Below are 23,828 nucleotides of genomic sequence, written 5' to 3'. Positions count from 1 at the left end.
GTCGCCGACAGTGCTAGGGTCGGTGACATCTTAACGGCACAAAAGTCCCGTTAGCGAAGGGAACCCCCCATGGAGTACCGCCGCCTCGGCGCGTCCGGCCTCACCGTCCCCGCCCTCTCCCTCGGCACCGGCACCTTCGGTGGCCGCGGCCCGCTCTTCGGCGCCTGGGGCAACTCCGACGCCGACGACGCCCGCCGCCTGCTCGACATCGCCATCGACGCCGGCGTCACCCTCTTCGACACCGCCGACGTCTACTCCGACGGCGCCTCCGAGGAGGTCCTCGGCCAGGCCGTCAAGGGCCGCCGCGACCAGGTGCTGATCTCCACCAAGGCCGGCCTGCCGGTCGGCGACGGCCCCAACGACGCCGGCACCTCCCGCGCCCGCCTGGTCACCGCCGTCGACGCCGCCCTGCGCCGCCTGGACACCGACCACATCGACCTCTTCCAGCTGCACGCCTTCGACGCCGCCACCCCCGTCGAGGAGGTGCTCGCCACCCTGGACGACCTGGTCCGCGCCGGGAAGGTCCGCTACACCGGCGTCTCCAACTTCTCCGGCTGGCAGCTGATGAAGTCCCTCGCCGCCGCCGACCGCGACGCCCGCCCCCGCTACGCCGCCCACCAGGTCTACTACTCGCTGGTCGGCCGCGACTACGAGTGGGAGCTGATGCCGCTCGCCCAGGACCAGGGCGTCGGCGCGCTGGTCTGGAGCCCGCTCGGCTGGGGGCGCCTCACCGGGCGGATCCGCCGCGGCACCCCGATCCCGGCCGGCAGCCGCCTGCACGACACCGCCGACTACGGCCCGCCGGTCGACGACGAGCTGCTGTACGACGTGATGGACGCGCTGGACGCGGTCGCCGAGGAGACCGGCCGGACCGTCCCCCAGGTGGCGATCAACTGGCTGCTGCGCCGGCCCACCGTCTCCTCGGTGATCATCGGCGCCCGCAACGAGGAGCAGCTGCGCCAGAACCTCGGCGCGGTGGGCTGGGAGCTGACGCCCGGGCAGGTCGCCCGGCTGGACGCGGCCAGCCTGCGCACCGCGCCGTACCCCTACTTCCCGTACCGTCGCCAGGAGGCCTTCGCCCGCCGCAACCCGCCGCTCGCGGGCTGAGCGGCGGCGCGGCGGCGCGGCGGCGCGGCGGCGCGGGGGTGCGCGGGTGCGGGGGCGCGGGGGTGCGAGCGGGGCGTGCGGACAGGCGCGCGGCCGGACAATAACCGCTTGTCAGCGCAGCTCACGACAGGGCATCGTCAAGACCATGATCGAACTGAGTGCACTGACCTCCGACGACTGGCCGCTCTGGCGCGAGCTGCGCCTGGCCGCCCTGGCCGAGGCGCCGTACGCCTTCGGCTCCGCGCTCGCCGACTGGCAGGGCGAGGGCGACCGCGAGGAGCGCTGGCGGTCCCGGCTGGAGATCCCCGGCGCCCTCGACCTGGTCGCCCTGGTGGACGGCGAGCCCGTCGCGATGGCGACCGGCGTGCCGCAGGACGGTCACGCCGAGCTGATCTCGATGTGGGTCGGCCCGAAGGCGCGCGGCCGGGGCGTCGGCGCCCTGCTGATCACCGAGATCGAGCGGTGGGCCGCCCGGCAGGGCCTGCCCGCCCTGCGCCTCGCCGTGATGCCGGGCAACGCCCACGCCATCGCCCTGTACGAGCGCACCGGCTTCACGGACACCGGCGAGCCGGGCGACCTCCTCCCCGACGGCGTGAGCCGCGAGATCGTGATGGCCAAGCCGCTTCCCGCCGCCTGATCAGGCGCGGTGGCCCAGGGCCCGCAGGACGAACGGGAGGAGGCGGTCGGCCGCCTCCTCCGCCGCCCGCGCGTCCACCTGGTCGGGCGCCTTCGGGGTGAGGAAGAACCGGCTCATGACCGGGCCGACGACCACGTCACCGAGCGGTTCGGCGTCCTCGGGCGGCGGGATCTCCCCACGCTCGACGGCGCGCCGCACGATCGTGCCGACCCGCTCGTGGACCGGCGCGAGGAAGGCCGCCGCGAGCGCCTCGGCCAGGGCGGTGCTCCGGGTGGCCTCGCCGATCAGGGCCCGCATCAGCCGGCCGCCCTCGCCGGTCATGGCGGCGGCCTTGTCCCGGAGCAGGGCGCGCAGATCGCCTTCGAGGCTGCCGGTGTCGGGCTGGACGGTGAGATCCTCGGCGCAGAGCGCGGCCGCGGCGATGACCAGGTCGTCCTTGGACGACCAGCGGCGGTAGAGGGTGGCGGTGGAGACGCCCGCCCGGGCCGCCACGGCGGCGGTGGTCAGCCCGCCGTAGCCGCTCTCCGCCAGTACGGCCAGGGTCGCGTCCAGCAGGGCCCGGTCCCGGCTCGCGTCACGGGGGCGGCCCCGGCGTGCCGCGGTCTCAGTCATCCCACCAGCATATCGCCACAAGAAACGAAAACGTTTCGTTTCGTATAGGCTCGACAGTATGAGCGCCTCCACCGAACCCCTCGCCCTGGACGCCGCCGACGCTGCCGCCTCGACCACCGACGGCACCACCACCGACGGCACCACCACCGACGGCACCACCACCGACGGCACCGTCACCGACGCCGCCTCGACCGTCGCCCGCCTGAACGCCGCCTTCGCCACCGGCCGCACCAGGCCCGTCGCCTGGCGCAAGGCGCAGCTGCGCGCCCTGCGGCGCCTGCTCGTCGAACAGGAGGCCGTCTTCGCCGCCGCCCTCTGGGCCGACCTCGGCAAGAACGCCACCGAGGCCCACACCACCGAGATCGGCTTCACCCTCAACGAGATCGACCACACCCTGCGCCACCTGGACCGCTGGCTGCGCCCGCGCCGCGTCCCGGTGCCGTTGTCGCTCCAGCCGGCCCGGGCCCGCACGGTGCGCGAGCCGCTGGGCACCGTGCTGATCATCAGCCCGTGGAACTACCCGCTGCAGCTGGCCCTCTCCCCACTGGTCGGCGCCCTGGCCGCCGGCAACACCGCGGTCGTCAAGCCCAGCGAACTGGCCCCGGCGACCTCGGCCGCCCTCGCCGAGTGGCTGCCGCGCGCCCTGGACCCGCGGGCGGTGGCCGTCGTCGAGGGCGGGGTGCCGGAGACCACGGCGCTGCTGGAGCAGCGCTTCGACCACGTCTTCTACACCGGGAACGGCACCGTCGGCCGGATCGTGATGGCCGCCGCCGCGCGCCATCTCACGCCGGTCACCCTGGAGCTGGGCGGCAAGAGCCCCGCCGTCGTGGAGCCGGGCACCGACCTCGCGGCGGCGGCCCGCCGGATCGCCTGGGGCAAGTTCATGAACGCCGGGCAGACCTGTGTCGCCCCCGACTACGTGCTCGCCGTCGGGGACACCGCGCCGGCCCTGGAGCGGCACCTCACGGAGGCGATCCGCGCGATGTACGGCGCCGACCCCGCCGCCAGTCCCGACTACGGGCGCATCGTCAACGAGCGGCACTTCGACCGGCTGTCCGCCCTCCTCGGGGACGGCCGCCTGGTCACCGGCGGCGACCGCGACCGCGCCACCCGCTACCTCGCCCCGACCGTCCTGGCCGACGTCGAGCCGGACGCGCCGGTGATGCGCGAGGAGATCTTCGGTCCGGTGCTGCCGATCGTCCGCGTCCCCGACCTGGACGCGGCGATCGCCTTCATCACCGCCCGCGACAAGCCGCTCGCCCTCTACGCGTTCACCGCCTCGGCCCGCTCCAAGGCCCGGCTGACCGCGCAGACCTCCTCCGGCGCCCTGAACTTCGGCGTCCCCAACGCCCATCTGGCGGTGCCCGGGCTGCCGTTCGGCGGCGTCGGCGAGAGCGGCACGGGCGGCTACCACGGCCGGCACTCGCTGGACACCTTCAGCCACACCAAGGCCGTCCTCGACAAGCCGCTGCGCGCGGACACCCTGCGGCTGGCCTACCCGCCGTTCACCGCGCGCAAGTCCGGGCTGCTGCGCCGGTTCCTGTAGGACGGGGCCGCCTCCCGGTTCCTCGCGGCTCCTCCCGGCCCCTCCCGGTTCAGGCACTCCACAGGTAGACGCTGAACGACGTGGCCCCGTCCCCGAGGTCCCACGACCGTCGCTCGGTGAACGCCCGGCGCCCGCGCCCGAGTTCGCGCTCGGACTCGGGTGCGGGCGCCGGCTCGGGCTCCGGCTCCGGCGCGTCGGCCGTCGCGGTGAGGACGGACAGGGCCATCCTCGTCATCGCGGCGCCACGCAACGGCCGGAGGGACTGCGTCGTCTCGCTCATGCCGCCAGCTTCTCGGCCCCGTTCACCCGGCTCCCCGACATTCCTCTGCCGTTCACCCGATCAACGGACCGTATGGGATGCGGACTTGACGCCTCCGGGGAAGAGTCGGCCGAGGTGGTAGTGCAGGACGGCCGTCGCGTCCTCTGCGGTGCGCTGGCCGAGCAGGACGCTCAGGCCGAGACCGGCGGAGACGGCGAGCAGCACGACGGCCTCCTGCCGGACGTCCAGCCGGGGATCGGTGTCCCCGGCCTGCTGGGCGGCGGTCAGCTGGGCGACCAGGAAGCCCTCCATCTCGTTGGGCGCGGCCAGGAACGACTGGCCGCCGAGCGCGGGGTCGGTGACGGAGAGCACCGCGTACTCGGTGTAGACAAGGTGGAAGGTGCGGCTCTCCTCGTCCGTCGGCACGGCCTCGATCAGCACCGCCTCGACGACGTCGCGCGGGGCCGTCGACGCTCCGGCCGCCCGGACGCGGTCGCGGACCCGCTCGCCCATGCGGACGGCGAGGCGGCCGAGCGCCGCGAGCAGCAACTGCTCCTTGGTGTCGAAGTAGTACTGCACGAGCCGCACCGAGACGCCCGCCTCGGTCGCGACGGATCGCATGGTGACGGCGTGCAGTCCGTCGCTCGCCGCCACCCGGAGCAGGGCGTCGATGATGTGGGCGCGCCGTTCCTCGTGGTCCACCAGCTTGGGCATCGGGTTCCGGTTCCTCTCGAATTCTTTTATGGTACAAACATACCATCAAGCCCTGCGGCTTTGCCGATCGGCGGCCTTGCCGATCCGCCGCTTCACGCCTGTTCCGGGAGGGGACCCATGACCAGGACAGCCATCGGACACTTCACCGACGACGGGGCCCGGGCGACGTTCCTCGCCGCCTACGACCGCGCGATGGAGCTGTGGCCGGGCCCGCGCGAGGAGCTGGACGTCGAGACCTCCTACGGCACCGTCCACGTCCACCGCTACGGCCCCGCGACCGGCGAACCGGTCGTCCTGCTGCACGGCCACGCGGGGCACGCGTCCAACTGGTACCCGCAGATCGCCGCCCTCGGCGAGCACCACCCCGTCTACGCGATCGACACCCTCGACGACCCCGGCCGCAGCGTCCAGCGCGCCGTCGCGGCCGGCTCCGCGGAGAACGCCGCCTGGCTCGGCGAGGTGTTCGCCGCGCTCGACCTGGACCGCATCCACCTGGCCGGCCTCTCCTACGGCGGCTGGCTGGCCCTCAACCAGGCGGTTCACGCCCCCGAACGCCTCGCCTCCGTCGCACCGCTCGACCCCGGCGGCATCGGCAAGGTCCCCGCCCGCTTCTACGCCCACATGATCGGCGGCCTGTTCGGCCTGCTCGCCCCCCGGCGCTGGCGCCCCACGCTGGGCCGCCTGCTCGCCAACCCGGCGCTGAGCGCCCCGCCCGAGATGATCGCCCCGCTGATGCTGGCCATGCGGAGCTACAAGCCCAGCACCCGCCCCGCCGCCCGCCGGTTCACCGACGAGGAACTGCGCTCCGTCCGCCTGCCCACCCTCGTCCTGCTCGGCCGCCGCAGCGCCCTGCTCCGCCCCGCCCCGGCCCTCGCCCGCGTCACCGCCCTCATCCCGGGCGTCCGCGCCGAGATCGTGGAGCGGGCCGGCCACGGCCTCAACCTGGAACGCCCCGACCTCGTCAACGACCACCTGCTGCGGTTCATCAGCGGCGCGGTCAGTGGGGCCCGCTAGCCTCCGGACATGGCGAACTACGCGTATCTCTGCGCCACCGAGGTGGCCTCCCTCTACCCCTCCAGCCAGTTGAAGGGCTTCGATCCGCAAGGCGGGGTCGTCGCGCACGACGTCTCCGGCGTGCCGCTGCTCTGGCTCGCCATGTTCCGTCCGGCGGACCTCGTGACCGGCGTGTTCACGCTCGACGAGGACGACCTGGACGACGACGAGGAGGCGGAGGTGGAGGCCACCGCGCCGCTGGCGGCGAAGGAGCGGGCGCTCGCGCAGCTCGATGCGGCGCTGCCGGTGCTGAACGCACTGTTCGCCGCCGAGGGCCCGCTCGACGCCCATGCCGCGCTGCTGCGGCAGGCGGTCGAGAAGGCGCCGGGCGCGTTCGTGACGATCGAGCTCGACGAGATCGAGGGGATCTGGGAGGAGGAGGGCACCTTCCAGCCCACCCTGCGCGCCGCACTGGCCGGCCTCGACGGCAGCCTTGACGGCGGCCTCGACGACGGCACGCGGGCCGCCGCCGACCGTGCCCGCCTGATCGAGCTGTCGCGACTGCGGCCCGGCCGCCCGTTCCCCTCCGCCCGGCTGATCGTCGACGGAACGGAGGCCGGTGACGACGACTACTGGAACCTCGTGCGGCTGCTCGGCACGAGCTTCGCCGCCGAGGTGCCGTGGGAGACGCCGGCCGCGACAGCCTGAACCGATCAACCGCAAGGAAATGCTCGTCAGGAATTTACACAACTGCCATCTGGCAGTCCTGCCACTTCCCTAGCTTTGGTGGGGCCCGGCCACGGACCCGCGGCCTGGCCCCCACCAGAGTGAGGCCGCACATGACGCACGACGGCACCATCGGCATCGTCCAGATCTCCGACACCCACTTCCGCGCCGCCCCCGGCACCCGATCCTTCGTCGCCCACGAACCCGAGGACGGCCTCGCGGCGGTGTTCGCCGACGCGGCGGACGCGATCGCGGACGCCGCCCTGGTGGTGGCCACCGGCGACCTGGCGGACCTCGGCGAGCCCGGCGCCTACGACCGGCTGGGCGGGATGCTGGACACGCTGCCCACCCCCGTCTACTGCCTCGGCGGCAACCACGACCGGCACGACCCGATGCAGGCCCGGCTGCCCCGCCCCAACGTGCACGTCGAGCCCGCCGTCCAGGTCGGCAACTGGCTGATGCTGCTCCTCGACACCAACGCCCACGGGCGCGAGGCCACGGACGACGGCGGCTACCGCGACCTCGACGACCGGGTCCACCGGGCCGCCCAGCCCGGCCTCACCCCGGTCGAGGAGCAGCGCGCCCGCGCGATCCTGACCGCCACGGGGGCGGAGCACGTCTTCCTCTGGCTCCACCAGCCGCCGCTGCCCCGGACCGCCCCGGACACCGAGACCTACCGCGAACTCACCCGGCTGGTCCGCGACTTCCCCACGATCCGGGCGATCGGCGCCGGCCACCTGCACAGCGACCTCTCCGGCGAGTTCGAGGGCCGCCCGGTCCACGTCTGCCCGTCCAGCTTCATGAGCATCGACGCGCCCAACCGCATCCTGGAGGGGCCCGGCTACCGCACCTACCGGCTGCACCCCGACGGCCGCGTCGAGACCGAGGTCCGCATCGTCCCCGGGGCGATGACCGAGGCCATGCGCGCCACCCCCATGCCGGTGTTCCTCGCCGACATGATGGCCGGCCGGATCACCGGCCGGGAGCTCAACGCCCTCAGCGACGACGAGTTCGAGGCCCGCTACGGCGAGCGCCGCCCGCTCGCCCACCGGTAGCCCGCGCGGCGCCCCTGCCGACCGCCACACCCGACTGTCGGTGCCGGATGACAGGCTGCGCCCATGAGTTACGACCTTGCCGTGTGGGAGGGCGAGCGGCCCGCCGACGACGCCGCCGCGAGCCAGTGCTTCGACGACCTCTACGACCGCTACGTCGCCGCCGACGGCCCCGACATCCCCCCGACCGACCGCATCGCCGCCTACGTCGCCGCCCTCCTGCGACGGTGGCCCGACCTGACCGAGGACGAGCACGACACCTCGCCCTGGTCGACGGGCCCCCTGATCGGGGAGGCGAGCGGCCCGCTGATCTACTTCCCGATCCGCTGGAGCATGGCCGAGGAGGCCGCCGTGTACGCCTCGCAGCTGGCCGCCTCGATGGGCCTCAACTGCTTCGACCCGCAGTCCCAGTGCCTCCTCCCGGGGTGATCGCGAACGCTTCCGGATTCCCGCCCCCGGCGCACCCTCGGCCCGGTCCTCGGGCGGTCGGGAGTGGGAAGTCGCAGCGGCCGGCTCTCCACTCCCCTCGGGCGGGCGGCTACCCGGCCGGCGGGTACGGGTGGGGGTGGCCGAGGTGGGGGAAGACGGGGAGGAGGTCGGTGTGCGGGGGGATGTGGTCGCTGGTGATCTTGCCGCCGGAGATCATGGCGAGGCGGGCCGAGGTCACGTCGTCGGTGAGGGTGCGGCCGTTGGGGTAGGCGGCGGGGCGGGAGCGGTCGTAGCGCAGGACGTCGGGGAGGACGAGCTTCAGCGTCTCGGTGGCGGCGTCGGTGGTGTAGTCGCCGGTGTGCTGGAGGACGGCCGTCCACGGCCGGCGGTAGGTGTCCCAGTCGTCGGCCGGCTCCCCGGTGTTGTACACGTCCTTGACCTCCTCCGCGTTGAAGTACGCGGTGAGCGAGGGGTGGGCGCCGCGGTCGACGGAGACGAGCTGCCCGTCCTGGTGGAGGCTGACCCGCGCCCACACGCCGATCGTCGGCTCCGGGCCGAGGTCGGCGTCCGGCACTTCGAGGGCGATGCCGAAGACGTTGGCGTCCTTCATCGCGTCCTTGCCGGTCCAGCTGAAGTTGTTGACGATCCCTTCGAGGTCCGCGAAGAAGGGGTCGCTGCGCAGCCCGACCGAGAGCCGGTAGCCGCCGTAGGGCGAGGGGATGACGTGCGGCGCGTCGCCGAAGGACACCGGGGCGTCGGCGAACACGACGTCGCCCGAGTCCTCGTGCTTGCGCGCCGCCTCGCCGGTCGCGCGGCGCACGGTGACGCTCTGGGCGGCCCCGGCAGCCCCGGCGCCCCCGCCGTTCGGCGCCGAGAAGGTGAACGAGTACGCGACGTCGGCGCGGTTGTCCCCGTCGCTGTCGATGTTGATGCGGTAGACCGCGTCCGGGTGGAACTCCGTGCCGCCGGTGGGGGCGTAGGGGTTCACGTTCATGATGAGGACGGTGCGGCCCGGGGCGTCGGCGGCCGGGAAGGCGAACAGGTCGGTGAGGTCCAGCCGGGCATCGCCGCGCGGTGAGCGGAGGTTGGGTCCGCTGAGGTGGTGGGACATGGCGGTAGAGCTACCAGGGTGCCCCGGGCGGACCGGGGAGGACACCCGCGAACCCGGCTCCTGTCCGCCGATCGGCGGACAGGAGCACGGGACGGCCGGAAGCCGGATCGTCGGCCCACTGCCAACCCCCGTGTCGCGGCGGTTCGAAGCGCGCCGACCGCGACCGTGACAGGGAGCCGGGGAAATCGATCGGTCCCGCGGCCGTACTGCGCTCCTGGGTGGAGTCCAGGATGTCTTCGTCGCGACCAACACTCCCCTGCCGGCAGCGCGGTGGCTACGCTTTTGCGCGAGGACGCAAAGGCTTCGAGCGTCGTCGAACGTATCGAGCGATCCACGACAGCACCGCCAGGGAGCGCGCCAGGGATGCCCCGTTGATACAGATCCGTCTGACGACCGACGACCTCGACCGGATGCGGGTCGCCGAAGCGCCCGACTTCGGTTACGAACTCGCGCTGAGCGGGCGGCACTTGGTGGTCAGGCCGCCCGGCCGCCACCTCTCGGCGTGGCGCCTGGACGTCGCCCGCGCCTGGAACCCGCGGCACAACCGGCTGTTCGACCTCTACACCGACCTCTACCTGCCGGCCTTCTTCGACGAGGCCGTGCAGCCCGCGCCGGCCCCGGTCGACCCCGCCTCCCCGCCCGCCGTCGCCCATCTGCGGGACCTGGCCCGGTCCTCCGCCCTGACGCCCTTCACCCGCGCACTCGCCGAGGGCGACCCCCGGGCGACCACCGCGCTGGACCGGATCCTCGCCGGCCTGCGGGCCACCGCGCTGGACCCCTACCGCCGGCGCATCTCCTCCCTCGTCGCCACCGCCTCCGCGACCACCCGGGCCCACGCCGCCGTCGGCGGCCCGGACAGCCTGCTGCGCTCGATCCACCCGTCCGTCGACTGGGACGGGCGCCACCTGCGCCTGAACACCCGGGTCGACTCCGTGGACTCCCTCGAAGGACGGCCCTTGGTCTTCCAGCCCTCCGCGCTCGCCACCGGCATCACCTTCAACCCGCTCGCCGACGCGGTGATCGTCAGCTACCCCACCGCCGCCACCCCCCTCACCCGGGACCCCGAACTCCACACGCCGTCCCGGGCCCTGCAGTCCCTGCTGGGCACGACCAGGGCGGCGGCCCTGGTCGCCGTGGCCCGGACCCCCGCCCTCACCACCGGCCGGCTCGCCGCCACCCTCGGGGTCTCCCCCGCCGCCGCCTCACGACACGCCTCCGTCCTGCGCGACGCCGGCCTCATCGCCACCATCCGCAACGGCCAGACCGTCCACCACCACCCCACCCGCCTCGGCCTCGAACTCGCCCACGGCACGGCCACCGATCAGAACGCCCAGGACGCCGCCTCCCCGCCCGGCGCCGTGTAGCCGACCAGCTGCGGGCCACCGGGGGCGCAAGGGCATCGGCTCTCCGGTACAGGAAGGGGTGGAACTCGAACGCCCGCACCGGAAGTCGGGCGGGCCGACTTCCCGTGCGGGGCAGTGGTGCGCGGTCAGGCGGTGGGGGTGATGGCGAGGTCGGCGAGGAGGGCGCGGATGTGGGATTCGATGGCGTCGCGGATGGGGCGGACGGCGGGGACGCCGTGGCCGGCGGGGTCGGCGAGGGGCCAGTCCAGGTAGCGCTTGCCCGGGTAGTAGGGGCAGGCGTCGCCGCAGCCCATGGTGATCACGATGTCGGACGCCTCGACGGCCTCAACGGTGAGGACCTTCGGGATCTCGGCGGAGATGTCGATGCCGACCTCGGCCATCGCCTCGACCACGGCGGGGTTGACGGCGTCCGCCGGGGCGGAGCCGGCGGAGCGGACCTCGACGTGGCCGGCGGCGAGGTGGGTGAGGAAGGCGGCGGCCATCTGGGAGCGGCCGGCGTTGTGCACGCAGACGAACAGGACGGTGGGGATCGCGGGGGTGCTCACGGGCGGCGTCCTTCGGGCAGCGGGGTGGGAGGGGCGAACAGCAGGGCCACCAGGGCGAGTCCGGCGGCGAGGCCGAGGAGCTGGGCGGCGACGAAGGGCAGCACGGAGGCCGGGGCGATGCCGGCGAAGGTGTCGGTGAAGGCCCGGCCGACGGTCACCGCGGGGTTGGCGAAGGACGTGCTGGAGGTGAACCAGTACGCGGCGCCGATGTACGAGGCGACGGCGACCGGCGCGAGCCGCTCCCGGCCGACGCGGGCGAGGCCGAGGACCAGCAGGACGAGCCCGGCCGTGGCGACCACCTCGCCGAGCCACAGGTGCGGGGCCCAGCGGTCGTGGGTCGACCAGCGGACCGTCGGTTCGGCGAACATCGCGTTCGCCAGCACCGCACCGGCGATCGCCCCCGCGACCTGCGCCGGGACGTAAGCGGCGAGCTCGCGGCCGGTCGGGCCGTCGCCGCGCCCCGTCCACCAGGCGGCCAGGGTCACCACCGGGTTGAAGTGCGCCCCCGAGACCGGCCCGAGCAGGGTGATCAGCACGCCGAGGCCGAAGACGGTGGCCAGGGAGTTGGCCAGCAGTTGCACGCCGACGTCCGGGGAGAGCGTGGCGGCCTGGATGCCGGAGCCGACCACGATCGCGACCAGCGCACCGGTCCCGACGAATTCGGCCGCCGCGCGACGGCCGAGCGGTATCGAGGGCGCCGTCGCGGACGCGGTCGAGGACGCCGTCGCGGACGCCGTCGAGGACGCCGTCGAGGACGTCACGGGGTCTGGAGCAGGGAGGAGAGCGTGGCCAGGGCGGCGGGCAGCACCCAGTAGTAGACCCACGTCCCGCGTCGCTCGGAGTCGACCAGGCCGGCCTCGCGCAGCACCTTCAGGTGGTGCGAGATGGTCGGCTGGGACACGTCGAACGGCCCGGTCAGGTCGCAGACGCAGGCCTCGCCGCCCTCGTGCGAGGCGATCAGCGACAGCAGGCGCAGCCGCACCGGGTCGGCGAGCGCCTTGAACTTCCGCGCGAGGTCGACGGCCGCCTCCTCGCCGAGCGGCTCGCGGACCATCGGCGAGCAGCAGGCCGCGGCCTCGTCCTGCCCGATCAGTTGCAGTTCCGGATTCGACATATGTCTATGTTGACAGCTGTCTAAGCAGCGAGCAAGCTCGCTGTATCGACATTCATCGATGCAGAGGAGACCGTCATGTCCCGTGTCCAGCTCGCCCTGCGGGTCGCCGACCTCGAAGGCTCCGTCGCCTTCTACTCCCGGCTCTTCGGCACCGAGCCCGCCAAGCGCCGCCCCGGCTACGCGAACTTCGCCATCGCCGAGCCCCCGCTCAAGCTCGTCCTCATCGAGGGCGAGGCCGGCGAGGACACCCGGCTGGACCACCTCGGCGTCGAGGTCGGGAGCACCGAGCAGGTCACCGCCGCGACCACCCGCCTCCAGGAGGCCGGGCTGGCGACCGCCGAGGAGAGCAACACCTCCTGCTGCTACGCCGTCCAGGACAAGGTCTGGGTGCACGGCCCCGGCAAGGAGCCCTGGGAGGTCTACGTCGTCAAGGCCGACGCCGACACCCTCGCCAAGGCCACCGACGGCGCCTCCGGCACCTGCTGCACCGGCGACGCCGAGGCGGCGGCGACGGGCCGCCTCGATGAGGCCCGTCGATGAGACCTGCCGAGGAGACCCGTCGGTGCGGCCCGTCGATCAGGCCCGTCGATCAGGCCCGGACAAAATCGCTGGTCACGGCGCCGGGAGACCGGGAGAATTCCCGGTCATGAGCCTGATGTCGTCACACTGGCCGCTTGCCGGACTGCGGCTGACCACCCCCCGGCTGGAGTTGCGGCTGCCCGGCCCCGACGAGCTCGCCGCGTTGGCGTCGCTGGCCGCCGGGGGTGTGCACGACCCGGACGTGCAGCCGTTCACGGTCGCCTGGACGGACGTCGCGCCGGAGCAGCGGGCCCGGGGCGTCCTGCAGTACCACTGGCGTTGCTGGGGCGAGTGGCGGCCGGAGAACTGGGAGTTGAACCTCGTGGCGCTGCACGACGGCGTCGTGGTCGGCACCCAGGGCATCAGCGCCCGGGACTTCGCGATCCGTCGCGAGGTCCGCACCGGCTCGTGGCTCGGCAGGGGGCACCACGGCAAGGGCCTGGGCACCGAGATGCGCGCCGCCGTTCTCCAGCTGGCCTTCGCCGGACTCGCCGCGCGGCACGCCGTCTCCGGCGCCTACGCCGACAACACGGCGTCGCTGGGGGTGTCGGGCAAACTGGGCTACCGCGACGACGGCATCGAGCACCACGTCGTGCGCGAGCAGGTCGCCGTGCTCCGCCGGCTGCGCCTCGACCCCGAACAGTGGCGGGAGCACCGGTCGGTCCCGGTGGAGATCGAGGGACTGCGGGAGTGCCTGCCCTGGTTCGGCGTGGACTGACACCTCGGCCGCCGCGGCCCGGGCCGTCACCGCGCCATGCGTTCCTCCTTCGCCTCCGCCACCGCCTCCCGGACGCCCGGGTCCGGGTCGTCGGCGAGCCGGTCCAGCAGCTCGCCGACCCCGGGGGTGGACCAGGCGGCGACCGCCCGCACCAGGACCTCCCGCACGCCGGGGTCGGGGTGCGCGGCGAGGCGGGCGAGTTCGTCGACCGGGCCCCGCGTGCGCCCGGGCATCCAGAACCATTTGAGGGCCTCGCGCAGTTGGGCCGGGTCGCCCGGCTCGCCCGCCGCCGCGATCCTGGCGAGCAGCACCCGGGTCGGCGGCGGCGGACCGTCCAGCGGGTGCGGCAGCCGCTCGCGCAGCCGCCGCGCCCCGTAGCCGCCGCGCCCCTGGCACCCGTTGCAGGTGCAGGGGCGGGTGCCGTGGGCGTCCGGCTGGTACCGCCAGCCGACCACCTGCGGCGCGGAGCGGATCCGGTGCACCTCCGCCGCCCTGATCGCCCGGGGCACGAACACCTCCCAGCCGCGCGGGTCGTCCAGCGCCGCGATCCGCCGCACCGCCTCCGCCGCCGGGACGGTCCGCTGGCGCTGCAGCCACCGGTCCCCGTAGGGACCGACCTCCACCGGCTGGGCGTCGTCCAGCCGGACGTGGACGGCAACCCGCCCGCCCCTGCTGTCGAACCGTCCCAGCTCGCGCATCCACTGGTGGGTGAGGGTGTACGACGGCAGCACCGGGAAGCAGTACACGCCGCGCGTGCCGTCCTGGCCGTGGCTCACCGCCCGGATCCCGGACCGCCGGATGCGCGGCGCATTCGCCGTCGCCGTCAAATGCACAAACATCGCCATGAGTTGGCATGTTATGCGCCCGCTGCGACAACGGCGGCCATCGCGGCCGGGCGAATGATCTGAGCATTGCGGCCGAACAGGGGTGGTCGGCCCGCGTCTCCCGGAGGGACGCGCCATCGGCATGGATGATCTCGGCCCAAGTCCGTTCCGCCCGGGGCCGCTTTCCGCCCGGCCGGCTTCCCAGCTCACGGAGGATCCATGCGACACCCCGACCCCCGCCCGCGAGCACGCGTCCTGGCCGTCGGGCTGGGGCTGACGGCCGCCGCGATCCTGCCCTCGGGCCTCGCCGGCGCGTCCGACAAGTACCAGTGGGCCGCGTTGGGCGATTCGTTCACCACCGGTGTGTTCGTCGGGGAGCCGCGGCCCGCGCTCGGCGACGCGTCACGGGACGGCTGCGACCGCACCGCCAACGCCTACCCGGACCTGGTCGACCGGGCGCTCGCCGCGTCCCCGCCGGGCAAGCCCGTCCGGCTGACCGACGTCAGCTGCAGCGGCGCCACCGTCGCCGACATCGCCACCACCCGGCAGACGCCGATCAGCCCGGTCCAGCCCCCGGCCGGCGGCTGGAGCGCGCTGGACCAGCAGACCACGCGGGCCGAGCTGGGCGACGGCACCGACGTCGTCACCATCGGCATCGGCGCCAACGACCTGCCCTTCGGCGTCATGCTCCTCAAGTGCCTCGAACTGGGCCACGCCGGCCGGGCCGGCCGCTCCTGCCGCGACTACTACACCGATCCGCCCGAGGGCGAGGCGAGCATCCGGGACAGGCTCGACCGGCTCCAGGACGAGTTCATCGGCATGCTGGCCAAGGTGCACCGGGCCGCGCCCAACGCCAAGGTGATCACGGTCGGCTACCCGGCCGTCCTGCCGGAGAAGGGCAGTGCCTGCACCGGCGGCGACCCCACCCAGCTCGGCTCGATCACCGCCGACGACATCAACTGGCTCCGCGACGAGGTGCTCGCACCGCTGAACCGCACGATCCAGCGGGTCTCGGAGGCCTTCGGCGACCGCTACGTCGACGTCCACGCCTCCAGCGTGGGCCACGACGCCTGCCGGCCGGAGGAGACCAGGTGGGTCGAAGGGCTCTGCGGCAACGCCGAGGACCACTGGCCGGGCTCGTTCCTGAACTGCGCGGCGATCGACAAGCGCACCACCCTGGCCCACCCCAACGCGGCGGGATACGCCGACACCGCCGCCCACGTCGAACGCGCCATCCGCGACGCCCTCCTCGAACACTGACCGCCCGACGCCTCCGATCTGCCGCACGCGGGCGCCCCGGGGCCGCGATCCCCACAGTCAGCTACCCTGTGGAGTCAAGAGGTGACAACAGGTAGTCACTTGACATATGAACCGACCTTCGGAAGGACACCTCCATGACTCGTTTCGCTCGGCTGTCCGCCCTCCTGGCCTCCGCGATCACCAGCACCGCGCTTCCGCTCGTGGCCGCCGCGCCCGCCCATGCGGCGGCCACCAGCTCCTGCGCGGCGGATGCCAAGTGGAGCTACGTCTGGGGCGAGCGGTTCCAGCAGGAGGTGGAGTCCAAGCTGTGCCTGGAGACGGAGTTCGGCCAGATCACGGCCACCGTCTTCTCGCACTGCAAGGTCGACGGCAACTTCGGCTGGGCCGAGGACTGGTGTGACGTCAACAAGTCCAAGTACCGCCTGACCTCACCGGACGGCACCGTCTACAACGGTGCGATTCCCACCGGGCAGGGCAAGGGGGCGTGGACGCTGCGCTCCGAGACCGACCACCCCTGCTCCACCGGGACGTGGAAGTACGAGATCAGCTCGTCGACCACCTTCTACTACAACGGCAAGCCGACGGTCGACACGTCCCAGAGCAAGGAGATCAACGTGTCCGAGTGCGGCTAGGAAGCACCCTGGCGGCGAGCGGCACCGTGGGGGGCGGCGACCGGTTCCACCCCACACGTCGTCAGCCGTCCCGCTCCGCGACGACGACGCGTCCGTCACCCAGCTTCGCCCGGCCGTTCGGGCGCTTGCTAGCGTGTGCGAATGGATGATCTCGGAGCGACAGCCTGGCCGCCCGCACCGATCAGGACCGAGAGGCTCGTCCTCCGCGAGCCCGAGGCCCGGGACCGGGCGGCGTTCGTCGAGCTGCTCGCCTCGCCGGAGGTGAACGCCTACCTCGGCGCGCCGCGGCAGCGCGAGGAGCTCGAACGCGAGCTGCCGGAGGTGCCCGAGCGCTGGCCCGGGAGCTTCGTCGTCGAGCTCGACGGAGCGATGATCGGCCACGTCCTGCTCCGCAGGGCGACCGGCCACCGCCGCCCGGCCGCCGCGGGGAAGCTCGACCTCGGCTACCTCTTCCTCCCGCGGGCCTGGGGCTCCGGCTACGCCGCCGAGGCGTGCGCGGCGGCCCTCGACTGGCTCGCCGGCGTGCTGCCCGGCGAGCCGGTGGTCCTCACCACCCAGCGCGCCAACGCCGCCTCGATGCGGCTGGCGGAGAAGCTGGGGTTCACCGAGGTGGAACGCTTCGAGGCCTGGGACGCCGAGCAGTGGCTCGGCATGCGGCCCTGAGGAGTCCCGACTGAGCCCGAGGGATCCTGCCGGAGCCGAGCGCGTACGCACCGCGCCGACCGGGCGACGGCCGAACCGGCGGCCGTCGCTCCACCCGCACCCGCCCCGGCCAGGTGATCAGCACCTCCCGCACGACGGAGGACGCCAGGGTCCTCATGCCCCTGACCGTTCGTCCGCAGCTGTCCGGGTGCCGAAGTGGGCCGCTTCGATGTGCTCGATGTTGATGCGGGCGTGCAGGCGCCCGATCTCGTGGGCCTCGGCGACATCCCGCGCGAGAATCGCTCCGACGAGGCGTTCGTGGTCGCGGAGGGCGCGGCGCTCCATGTCCTGCCAGGTCGGCTCCGTACCCCAGGGATGCAGCGGAGCACGGATGTGGATGCGACGTTCCAGGGTCAGCAGGGAGTCGTGCAGCGCCGGGCTCTGAGCCGCGTTCGCGATCGCCTCGTGCAGACGCTCGTCCGCGGCCTGGGCCTCGGGCCCCGAGCCCGCCGCCCGGAACTCGTCGAGGCGGATCAGCAGCGTCTCCCGGTCGGATCCGGTGTGGCGTTGTGCCGCCGCCGCCGCGACGGCTCCGTGCATCCAGCTCTCCGCCTCGTACTGGTCGAGGAGTTGTGCGCGTGCGGTCTCCAGGACCCGGACGATCTCGGGCTCCGCGCGCACGGCGTCCGCGCCGATGACGAAGGTGCCGCCGCTGCGTCCGCGCCGCTTCTGCAGGAGCCCGAGGTCCACGAGCCGGGCGATCGCGGCGCGCACTGTCACCCGCCCCACCCCCAGGGATTCGGCGAGCTCCCGCTCCGGCGGGAGCTGCACCCCGGGCAGGTACTCACCGATCGCGATCGCGACGATCAGGCGGTCCCCGATCTGTTCCCCCAGCGTCCGCGACCGGGCACCCCGCGGGAACGGCTCAACGTGGATCTCTTCAGGCTCCGGCACCCCTCCATCATCCGCCAAGGCCCGCTCGATAAAAGGTTCCGCCGTAGAACCTTTTATGAGAAGGTGGGCCACCAGCCAAAGGAGTCGAGGTGCTGACATCTCCACATATGCGACGTGAGGTCGATGTTCGGACGGGTTTCGTCCCGACCCCGCAAGGGCGCCTGGCCTACCGCGCACACGTCCCGGACCGCACGGACCGCATCGCCGGGCTTCCGTTGCTCGTGCTGCACGGAGGGCCGGGGATGCCCGCCGCGTACCTGTCCCCGCTGTTCGAGCTCGCGGACGAACGCCCCGTGATCCTCTTCGATCAGCTCGGCTGCGGACGGTCCGACAGGGCGGCCGATCCGGCCGCTCTCACCCTGGAGGTCTTCACCGAGCACGTGGATCTCGTGCGCGAGCACCTCGGCCACGACAGGGTCCACCTCTTCGGACACTCCTGGGGCGGGCTCCTCGCGCTCTCCTGCTACTCCGCCCACCCCGGACGGGTCGCGTCATTGGTTCTCGCGAGCCCCCTGGTCAGCGTCGACCGGTGGTGCGAGGACGCCCGGCGGCTGACCGAGGAACTGCCGGCGCCGCTGCGGCAGGCGATTGACGCCGGGCCGGGCGAGCCGGGCTACGCGGACGCGGAGAAGGAGTTCTACCGCAGGCACTTCTGCGCCCTGGACCCATGGCCTGGTCCACTGCGGGACTCGATGAGCCGGCTGGCAACCGACGTGTACGAGAGCATGTGGGGGCCGAACGAGTTCAGCCAGACCGGAACCCTCCGCGGGACCGATCTTTCCGGGATCGCCGCCACCGTGGACATCCCCACGCTCTGGATCGCCGGCTCCGACGACGAAGCACGTCCCGGCACGCTCCGCGAACTCGCCGGAGCCAATCCGCGAAGCGAGTTCGCCGTCCTGCCGGGCACCCACAACGTTCACCTCGAACAGCCCGAGACCTATCTCGCCGCGGTCCGCCGCTTCCTCGACACCCACTAGTTCCGAAAGGAAAGCCCCGTGGCCGGTCCGCAGCACCATGAACTCCCAAGGCACGACGCCACTCTCGAAGAACTCGGGTACGCGCAAGAACTCAAGCGCACGATGTCGCTCGGCGATGTCGTCATATTCGGGCTCATCTACATGGTTCCGATGGCACCGCTCGCGGTCTTCGGCATCATCTACAACTTCTCCCACGGCATGCCCGCCCTCGTCTACGTCGTCGCCGGCATCGCCATGGTGTTCAGCGCGATGAGCTACAAGGAGATGGCGAAGCGCTTCCCCGTCGCGGGTTCCGTCTACTCCTACGTCCGCCTCGGCATCAACCGCTTCTTCGGATTCGTCTCGGGGTGGGCGATCCTGCTGGACTACCTCCTGCTCCCGGCCCTGCTCTCGGTGTTCGCCGCAGCCGCGATGACGAGTGTCCTTCCGGGCGTGCCGGGGTTCGTGTGGGTGATCCTCTTCGTGGTCCTCGCGGCGGCGATCAACCTGCGCGGCATCACGCTCACCGCCGGCATGAACCTGGTGTTCCTGGTCCTCCAATGCCTCGTGCTCGCCGTCTTCGTGGTAGGCGCCGCAGTCGCCGTCGCCCAGGGGCGCGGCGCCTTCTCCCTCGGTCCGGTCTTCCGGGCCGACGAGTTCTCCTGGGAGATCGTCTTCGGCGCGATCCCGATCGCCGCCCTCAGCTACATCGGCTTCGACGCGATCTCCACCCTGAACGAAGAAGCCAAGGGGGGTGGAAGGACCGTGTCGAAGGCGACCATGATCGTCCTCGTCGTCGTCACCCTGCTGTTCGTCGCCCAGGTGTACCTGGCCGCGATCTTCGTGCCCGCCGGCACCGTCTTCGAGGACGGCGATCCCGTCAACAACGCGTTCTACGACATCGCCGGCCAGGTCGTCGGGCCGTGGTTCAAGGTGGTCATCACCTTGACGTCCGCCCTCGTCGCGATCTTCGCGAACTCGATCGCCTCCCAGGCCACCTCCAGCCGCCTGGTCTTCAGCATGGCCCGCGACCGTCAACTGCCGGCCGTCTTCGCCAAGGTCGGCAAGCACCAGGTTCCACGGAACGCCATGTTCCTGGTCGCCGGGCTGTCCCTCGTCGTCGGCATCGTCGGCACCACCCAACAGGAACTGCTGACGACGCTCGTCACCTTCGGCGCGCTGACCGCCTACATCCTGCTCAACGTCGCCGTCGTCGTCCATTTCGGGATCCGAAGGCGCAGCCGGCACTGGTTCCTGCACTGGACCTCGCCCCTGCTCGGCACCCTGGTGCTCGGTTACGCCCTGTGGAACGCCAATCCGCACGCCCAGCTCCTCGGCCTCGGATGGCTCCTCATCGGCATCGGCATCGCGGGCTACTGGGCATTCCGCGAACGCGGCACGGACACCGGATCGGCGGCCCCGGCAGGTCACTGAGGGCTGTCCCGTGGAGGACCCCCGTTCCTCACCTGCAACCGGAAGACCGAGAAGACCTGGGCGGGCGCCCTCCACCTCGGCCTGGCCGACGGCACCGACCACGCCGCCGACTCCCGCTTCAAACCAACGACCCGCCCGCCGCAACCCCGCCCGCCACTTGCAGCCCCCTGCACGCGGCGGGCGGCCGAGGCCGTATCTCACGCGGTGCCGTACCGTTCCCACCAGGACTCGAACGGCTCGGCATGGCTAAGCGCGGTGTCCCTGAGGGCGATCCACTTCTCTGGGCCGGGTTCCTCCTCGGCCCCGGTGAACACCCCTCCGTCGGCGTACGCCATCGAGACGACGGCCGACTCGTCGAACATCCAGAAGTCCGGTGCACCGGCCAACGGGTTCGGCTTCTCGGTGACATCCAGGATGTAGAACTCCTCGCCGGCGGTGGCGTTCTTCCGGTAGCCCCAGCCGAGTTCGAACCGGAGGTACGGAGTGAGCGGCCGCGAGAGCACGTGCACGCGGTACATGCGCCGTCCGGCGGACGTGTTCCGCCGGACCTGCGCCAGCCAGGGGGCGTTGTAGTCCTGTGGCTGGGGTTCGCCGGCGAGAAAGGCACGGTAGGCGTCGAAATTACCGGAGCCGCTGTAGTCGTCCAGCGTTTCGAGGCGGAAGGCCTCCCGCTGGACGGTATCGAACAGGGCGCCGAAGGCGTCAGGAGAGATGGTCACGGGCAACCCTCACCAGCAGGTCGATCGGAATGCTGTTGCCAGTACTCCACGAACGGAACCGCCCGGGACTCGGCGATCTGCCGGTAGTGGAGGTATTCGGGGGTGGCCTCTGCGGGGAGCTTCTCGGCTCCGATGAACCTGCCGTCCGTCGTGTAGTGCATGCGGTAGACGTCGGTGTCGTCGAACAGCCAGAAGTCGTGGTCCGGGAGCCCGGCCGCCTGCTGGTCGGCGCGGTCGATGATTCCGATGGTCTCGCCCGCCGTGATGTTGCCGGGGTAGGCGGCGAGTTCGTACCGCAGGTAGTCGGTCAGCGGCGAGGTGAGGACGTGGACACGGGCCACCGTCTTGCCGTGGTCCGTCATGGACCGGACCCACGGGTTGTCGGCCCACTCGGGCGGCATGGGGTCGCCGGCGAGGAAGGCCTCGAACTCCTCCCGCTCCTCCTCGACGTCGTAGAGGTCCAGCGTCTCCAGCCGGAACGCGGTGTGCTGGAAGTTCTTGAAGAGCCGGCCGAATTCGGTTCCGTCGATCATGGAAGTAGTCCTCCAGGATGTTCACAGGCACACGGACGACGGCCTCACCTTCGGGCAGGCCGATCTGGGCAAGCTTTTCGAGTCACCGGACAGTTTACGCAGAGCCACTGATCCTCCTCGTTCTGTTATCGAGGTCGATACTTCAGGCTCGTCCTGCCGGAAGGCAAGGCCATCGGCTTTCCAGTACAGGAAAGGGCGGAGCTCGAACACCGGAGCAGGAAGTCGGCCCGGCCGACTTCCTACGCAGCGCCGGGCCGGCCCGCCCCGCACGTCGTCACTCGGCGAGGGCGGGGAAGGACTGCCGGAGGAAAGGGCTACCCGAGGCGGTGGCGGAGCCAGGCGAGTCCGTGGCTGCTCAACGCGTCCCACTGGCGGCCGGGGGTCTCGGCGGCGCGGAGGGTCCACAGGCCGGTGAGGATCGCGCCGAAGGCCGTGACGGACCGATCGGGCGTGGCCCGCCACAAGGGCACGCTGTCGGCCCAGCGCTCCGCGTGCTCGGGGGTGTGTCCGGCCTCGATCAGCCGGATGACCAGGTACGCCGTATCGGCCCATGCGGCGCCGGGGGCAGGGAACGCCCAGTCGACGACGCGCACGGCCGTACCGTCCACCAGGAGGTTGGGGCCGGTCAGGTCGGTGTGGACCAGGGTCCTGCCGTCGATCAGATCGGGTGCTTCCTGTTCGGCCAGGGCCAGCGTGTCCAGCCGTGCCACGGTCCACGGGTCGAGCCGGTCCCGGTACCGGCTGCCGAGGGTGTGCCAGAAGTCATGTCCCGACCACCGATCGGCCAGGCTGAAGGCGCGCAGGGGCGGCGCGGGGGTGAGCGTTCCTGCCAGCACCTCCAGCGTCCGCGCGACCAACGGCAGATCGGCGGACCCCGGCGACAGGTCCGCGTGCCTGCCGGGAACGTGCTCGAATCCCAGCGCCAGCCACCCACCGGCTTCGGCCTTCCAGAGCAGGCGGGGAGCGATGTCCGGCGGGAGCACGGAGTTCACAACGGACTCCAGGTGGTGCATCCACGCCTTGGGGTTGTCCTCACGCACGGCCTTGCAGAACACCCGCCCGCGGGCCGTCTCCAGGTTGGCGGCGAAGTCTGACACCGTTCCCACCGCCGGGGGAACGGCCGCGGTCACCGCACCGGTCCGGGCTTCGATGCTGACGCGCAAGGCGTCCGGTAGTTGCTTCCAGGTGTCGGCCATCGGGGGTTCCTCGGGGTCGGGCCCGCCCGGCCCCGGTCGCGGGGCCGGGCGGAAGGTGGCGGCGCGGGTCGGGACGGGCGATCTGATCGGCTTCTAGCCGCTATGGCAACCGCGCTGCCGCTCCCACTGAGACGGGCCCGAGCGCCCTGCGAACCGGGTCGGTGATCAGCTTCACGTCGGTCAGATCGTCGTCGGGGTCGAAGTGCAGCAGGGCTACTCGCCGGGGTCCGGTCCGGTGTAGGCCGGTGAACGAAAGATGCGCGGGAACGCTCGGGCTCCGTAGCGCCGGTCGAGCCAGCCGGTCAGGCCGGACACGTCTCCCCCGATCATCGCGGCGACGATGAGGCCGTGCAGCGCGGCCTCCTCAGTCCCGCCCATCTCCGCCAGGAAGCGCCGGTAGCGCATCCCGACGCCGTGCTCGTACCCGGCCATGGCCAGTTGAAAGTGGGCGGCAACGCCGGGATGGGCGCTGTCGAAGTCGGACGGCTCCAGGCGGCCCGTGGTGTCGCTGAACGCCAGCCGATCGGGCTCTGTGATCCGCTCGGCCAGGCCGAGGCGATCGGCCACCTCGGCGGCGATCGTCCGCGCCTCCTGGTCGGTCGCGCCCTCCATCACGATCCCCAGATTGCGGGTCGAGACGGCATCGTCCTTGTCTCTCTCCGAGTAGCTGCGCCCCTGCGGGTCGCGCCGGTTGATCCCGTACCGGCTCCGGACCACCCGCCCTTCCTGGAGCCGGTACTCCCGGAACGATCCCCAGTGCAGGCAATCATGCGCGTAACTGCGGAGGAGGTCGAGCGCCACCAGCTCCGGTGAGGTCAGCCGGGGATCGCTCAACCGGCCGTACCGGGTGATCACGGACGCCAACTGCACGTGCCGGTAGCCCTGATTCGGGTGGTGGAAGCCGCCGAACGCATCGGCCTGGGTCGATCGGACCCCGACCCAGACTCGATCGATCGGCAGCAGTTGGTTCAATCCCAGCTGCCGGTAGCGGCCTGCCAGGAGGGTCGCGCCCTGCCGGAACACCTCCCGCGCCGGCTCGTCCGCCCAGGTGTCCAGCAACCAGTGCAGCAACGAGAACGTGACGTGCGGGTGTGCCCGATCGAGTGCGACCGTCGCCCGGTGCGCGGCCAGCAGGTGCGCCAACTCAGCGCGTTCGGCCGTGTCTCCGG

Annotated in this window: 28 protein-coding genes; 15 read left to right on the top strand and 13 right to left on the bottom strand. The window is 72.3% G+C overall.

The genetic code is table 11. From position 1 onward, the window contains the following. Positions 1–69 precede the first annotated feature (69 nt). Together ACFVVU_RS20890 and ACFVVU_RS20885 are read left to right on the top strand one after the other, a co-directional pair. Entirely contained in the window at positions 70–1,107 is a 1,038-nt protein-coding gene (locus ACFVVU_RS20890) for an aldo/keto reductase (protein WP_380680375.1), read from the top strand. Between the two features lie 145 nt (positions 1,108–1,252). Next, complete coding sequence (locus tag ACFVVU_RS20885) at positions 1,253–1,744, top strand: GNAT family N-acetyltransferase (protein WP_380680372.1); 492 nt, start codon at positions 1,253–1,255, stop codon at positions 1,742–1,744. Here the strand turns inward: ACFVVU_RS20885 and ACFVVU_RS20880 are convergent, their stop codons facing one another. Further along, positions 1,745–2,356: a TetR/AcrR family transcriptional regulator gene (locus ACFVVU_RS20880; RefSeq protein WP_387791443.1), complete on the bottom strand. Its 612-nt coding sequence runs from the start codon at positions 2,354–2,356 to the stop codon at positions 1,745–1,747. A 58-nt stretch (positions 2,357–2,414) separates the two neighbouring features. Here ACFVVU_RS20880 and ACFVVU_RS20875 point away from each other — a divergent pair, with 58 nt between their 5' ends. Beyond that, positions 2,415–3,902 carry an aldehyde dehydrogenase family protein gene (locus ACFVVU_RS20875; protein WP_387791442.1) on the top strand — a complete coding sequence of 496 codons (1,488 nt, stop codon included), beginning with the start codon at positions 2,415–2,417 and terminating at the stop codon, positions 3,900–3,902. Between the two features lie 49 nt (positions 3,903–3,951). Here the strand turns inward: ACFVVU_RS20875 and ACFVVU_RS20870 are convergent, their stop codons facing one another. Continuing rightward, the gene (locus ACFVVU_RS20870) at positions 3,952–4,182 is read right to left on the bottom strand and encodes a hypothetical protein (RefSeq protein WP_387791440.1); all 231 of its coding nucleotides are present in this window, start codon (positions 4,180–4,182) and stop codon (positions 3,952–3,954) included. A 60-nt stretch (positions 4,183–4,242) separates the two neighbouring features. Further along, a complete protein-coding gene (locus tag ACFVVU_RS20865; protein WP_387791438.1) occupies positions 4,243–4,875 on the bottom strand; it encodes a TetR/AcrR family transcriptional regulator in 633 nt (210 codons plus the stop codon). A 117-nt stretch (positions 4,876–4,992) separates the two neighbouring features. Between ACFVVU_RS20865 and ACFVVU_RS20860 the strand changes: the two genes are divergently transcribed. The 4 genes from ACFVVU_RS20860 to ACFVVU_RS20845 all read left to right on the top strand — a co-directional run bounded on the left by ACFVVU_RS20860 (position 4,993) and on the right by ACFVVU_RS20845 (position 8,075). After that, complete coding sequence (locus ACFVVU_RS20860; RefSeq protein ID WP_387791436.1) at positions 4,993–5,889, top strand: alpha/beta fold hydrolase; 897 nt, start codon at positions 4,993–4,995, stop codon at positions 5,887–5,889. Between the two features lie 9 nt (positions 5,890–5,898). Then, complete coding sequence (locus ACFVVU_RS20855) at positions 5,899–6,576, top strand: hypothetical protein (protein ID WP_387791434.1); 678 nt, start codon at positions 5,899–5,901, stop codon at positions 6,574–6,576. Positions 6,577–6,707: 131 nt separating this feature from the next. Then, positions 6,708–7,649 (top strand): metallophosphoesterase, encoded by a 942-nt coding sequence (locus ACFVVU_RS20850; protein ID WP_380680351.1) that lies wholly within the window; start codon positions 6,708–6,710, stop codon positions 7,647–7,649. Between the two features lie 63 nt (positions 7,650–7,712). Continuing rightward, positions 7,713–8,075, top strand: a complete 363-nt coding sequence (locus ACFVVU_RS20845; RefSeq protein ID WP_380680348.1) for a hypothetical protein — start codon at positions 7,713–7,715, stop codon at positions 8,073–8,075. Between the two features lie 109 nt (positions 8,076–8,184). On the opposite strand, the gene ACFVVU_RS20840 is transcribed toward ACFVVU_RS20845, so the two are convergent. Next, entirely contained in the window at positions 8,185–9,186 is a 1,002-nt protein-coding gene (locus tag ACFVVU_RS20840; RefSeq protein WP_387791432.1) for a DUF4331 family protein, read from the bottom strand. A 371-nt stretch (positions 9,187–9,557) separates the two neighbouring features. Here ACFVVU_RS20840 and ACFVVU_RS20835 point away from each other — a divergent pair, with 371 nt between their 5' ends. Continuing rightward, complete coding sequence (locus tag ACFVVU_RS20835) at positions 9,558–10,550, top strand: winged helix-turn-helix domain-containing protein (RefSeq protein WP_387791430.1); 993 nt, start codon at positions 9,558–9,560, stop codon at positions 10,548–10,550. 125 nt (positions 10,551–10,675) lie between these two features. On the opposite strand, the gene ACFVVU_RS20830 is transcribed toward ACFVVU_RS20835, so the two are convergent. The 3 genes from ACFVVU_RS20830 to ACFVVU_RS20820 are packed head-to-tail and all read right to left on the bottom strand — an operon-like array spanning position 10,676 to position 12,209. After that, positions 10,676–11,095, bottom strand: a complete 420-nt coding sequence (locus ACFVVU_RS20830) for an arsenate reductase ArsC (protein ID WP_380680339.1) — start codon at positions 11,093–11,095, stop codon at positions 10,676–10,678. Next, positions 11,092–11,856, bottom strand: a complete 765-nt coding sequence (locus tag ACFVVU_RS20825) for an aquaporin (protein WP_387791428.1) — start codon at positions 11,854–11,856, stop codon at positions 11,092–11,094. The genes ACFVVU_RS20830 and ACFVVU_RS20825 overlap by 4 nt, the downstream gene beginning before the upstream one ends. Beyond that, positions 11,853–12,209 (bottom strand): metalloregulator ArsR/SmtB family transcription factor, encoded by a 357-nt coding sequence (locus ACFVVU_RS20820; RefSeq protein WP_387791426.1) that lies wholly within the window; start codon positions 12,207–12,209, stop codon positions 11,853–11,855. The genes ACFVVU_RS20825 and ACFVVU_RS20820 overlap by 4 nt, the downstream gene beginning before the upstream one ends. Before the next feature lie 75 nt (positions 12,210–12,284). Between ACFVVU_RS20820 and ACFVVU_RS20815 the strand changes: the two genes are divergently transcribed. Both ACFVVU_RS20815 and ACFVVU_RS20810 read left to right on the top strand, forming a co-directional pair. Then, positions 12,285–12,749 (top strand): ArsI/CadI family heavy metal resistance metalloenzyme, encoded by a 465-nt coding sequence (locus tag ACFVVU_RS20815; RefSeq protein ID WP_387791425.1) that lies wholly within the window; start codon positions 12,285–12,287, stop codon positions 12,747–12,749. Positions 12,750–12,855: 106 nt separating this feature from the next. Beyond that, a complete protein-coding gene (locus ACFVVU_RS20810; protein ID WP_387791423.1) occupies positions 12,856–13,506 on the top strand; it encodes a GNAT family N-acetyltransferase in 651 nt (216 codons plus the stop codon). Positions 13,507–13,532: 26 nt separating this feature from the next. Here the strand turns inward: ACFVVU_RS20810 and ACFVVU_RS20805 are convergent, their stop codons facing one another. After that, positions 13,533–14,351 (bottom strand): HEAT repeat domain-containing protein, encoded by an 819-nt coding sequence (locus tag ACFVVU_RS20805; protein ID WP_387791421.1) that lies wholly within the window; start codon positions 14,349–14,351, stop codon positions 13,533–13,535. Between the two features lie 198 nt (positions 14,352–14,549). Here ACFVVU_RS20805 and ACFVVU_RS20800 point away from each other — a divergent pair, with 198 nt between their 5' ends. From ACFVVU_RS20800 to ACFVVU_RS20790, 3 genes are all read left to right on the top strand, one after another. Beyond that, a complete protein-coding gene (locus tag ACFVVU_RS20800; RefSeq protein ID WP_387791419.1) occupies positions 14,550–15,590 on the top strand; it encodes an SGNH/GDSL hydrolase family protein in 1,041 nt (346 codons plus the stop codon). A 134-nt stretch (positions 15,591–15,724) separates the two neighbouring features. After that, positions 15,725–16,222: a hypothetical protein gene (locus ACFVVU_RS20795; protein WP_380680321.1), complete on the top strand. Its 498-nt coding sequence runs from the start codon at positions 15,725–15,727 to the stop codon at positions 16,220–16,222. A gap of 141 nt (positions 16,223–16,363) precedes the next feature. Next, positions 16,364–16,885 carry a GNAT family N-acetyltransferase gene (locus tag ACFVVU_RS20790; protein ID WP_387791417.1) on the top strand — a complete coding sequence of 174 codons (522 nt, stop codon included), beginning with the start codon at positions 16,364–16,366 and terminating at the stop codon, positions 16,883–16,885. A 153-nt stretch (positions 16,886–17,038) separates the two neighbouring features. Here ACFVVU_RS20790 and ACFVVU_RS20785 read toward each other — a convergent pair whose 3' ends face one another. Beyond that, on the bottom strand, positions 17,039–17,818 hold the full coding sequence (locus tag ACFVVU_RS20785) for a FadR/GntR family transcriptional regulator (protein WP_387791415.1): 780 nt from the start codon (positions 17,816–17,818) through the stop codon (positions 17,039–17,041). A 107-nt stretch (positions 17,819–17,925) separates the two neighbouring features. On the opposite strand from ACFVVU_RS20785, the gene ACFVVU_RS20780 reads away from it, so the two are divergent. After that, entirely contained in the window at positions 17,926–18,798 is an 873-nt protein-coding gene (locus tag ACFVVU_RS20780; protein ID WP_380688900.1) for a proline iminopeptidase-family hydrolase, read from the top strand. A gap of 18 nt (positions 18,799–18,816) precedes the next feature. Further along, positions 18,817–20,211, top strand: coding sequence for an APC family permease (locus ACFVVU_RS20775; protein ID WP_387791413.1), 1,395 nt, complete (start codon positions 18,817–18,819; stop codon positions 20,209–20,211). A 197-nt stretch (positions 20,212–20,408) separates the two neighbouring features. On the opposite strand, the gene ACFVVU_RS20770 is transcribed toward ACFVVU_RS20775, so the two are convergent. The 4 genes from ACFVVU_RS20770 to ACFVVU_RS20755 all read right to left on the bottom strand — a co-directional run bounded on the left by ACFVVU_RS20770 (position 20,409) and on the right by ACFVVU_RS20755 (position 23,802). Next, the gene (locus ACFVVU_RS20770; protein ID WP_387791412.1) at positions 20,409–20,930 is read right to left on the bottom strand and encodes a DUF6879 family protein; all 522 of its coding nucleotides are present in this window, start codon (positions 20,928–20,930) and stop codon (positions 20,409–20,411) included. Beyond that, positions 20,927–21,463, bottom strand: coding sequence for a DUF6879 family protein (locus ACFVVU_RS20765; RefSeq protein ID WP_387791411.1), 537 nt, complete (start codon positions 21,461–21,463; stop codon positions 20,927–20,929). Before ACFVVU_RS20765 ends, ACFVVU_RS20770 begins: the two co-directional genes overlap by 4 nt. A 314-nt stretch (positions 21,464–21,777) precedes the next feature. Further along, a complete protein-coding gene (locus tag ACFVVU_RS20760; protein ID WP_387791409.1) occupies positions 21,778–22,659 on the bottom strand; it encodes a phosphotransferase family protein in 882 nt (293 codons plus the stop codon). Between the two features lie 213 nt (positions 22,660–22,872). Continuing rightward, the gene (locus ACFVVU_RS20755; RefSeq protein WP_387791407.1) at positions 22,873–23,802 is read right to left on the bottom strand and encodes a hypothetical protein; all 930 of its coding nucleotides are present in this window, start codon (positions 23,800–23,802) and stop codon (positions 22,873–22,875) included. Positions 23,803–23,828: the final 26 nt, after the last annotated feature.

Origin of the sequence: Kitasatospora sp. NPDC057965 (assembly GCF_042887135.1) — a bacterium.
In the GTDB taxonomy this organism is placed as follows: Bacteria; Actinomycetota; Actinomycetes; order Streptomycetales; family Streptomycetaceae; genus Kitasatospora.
Note: the sequence above shows the minus strand (reverse complement) of the source record. Positions and strands in the feature narration are given on the sequence as shown.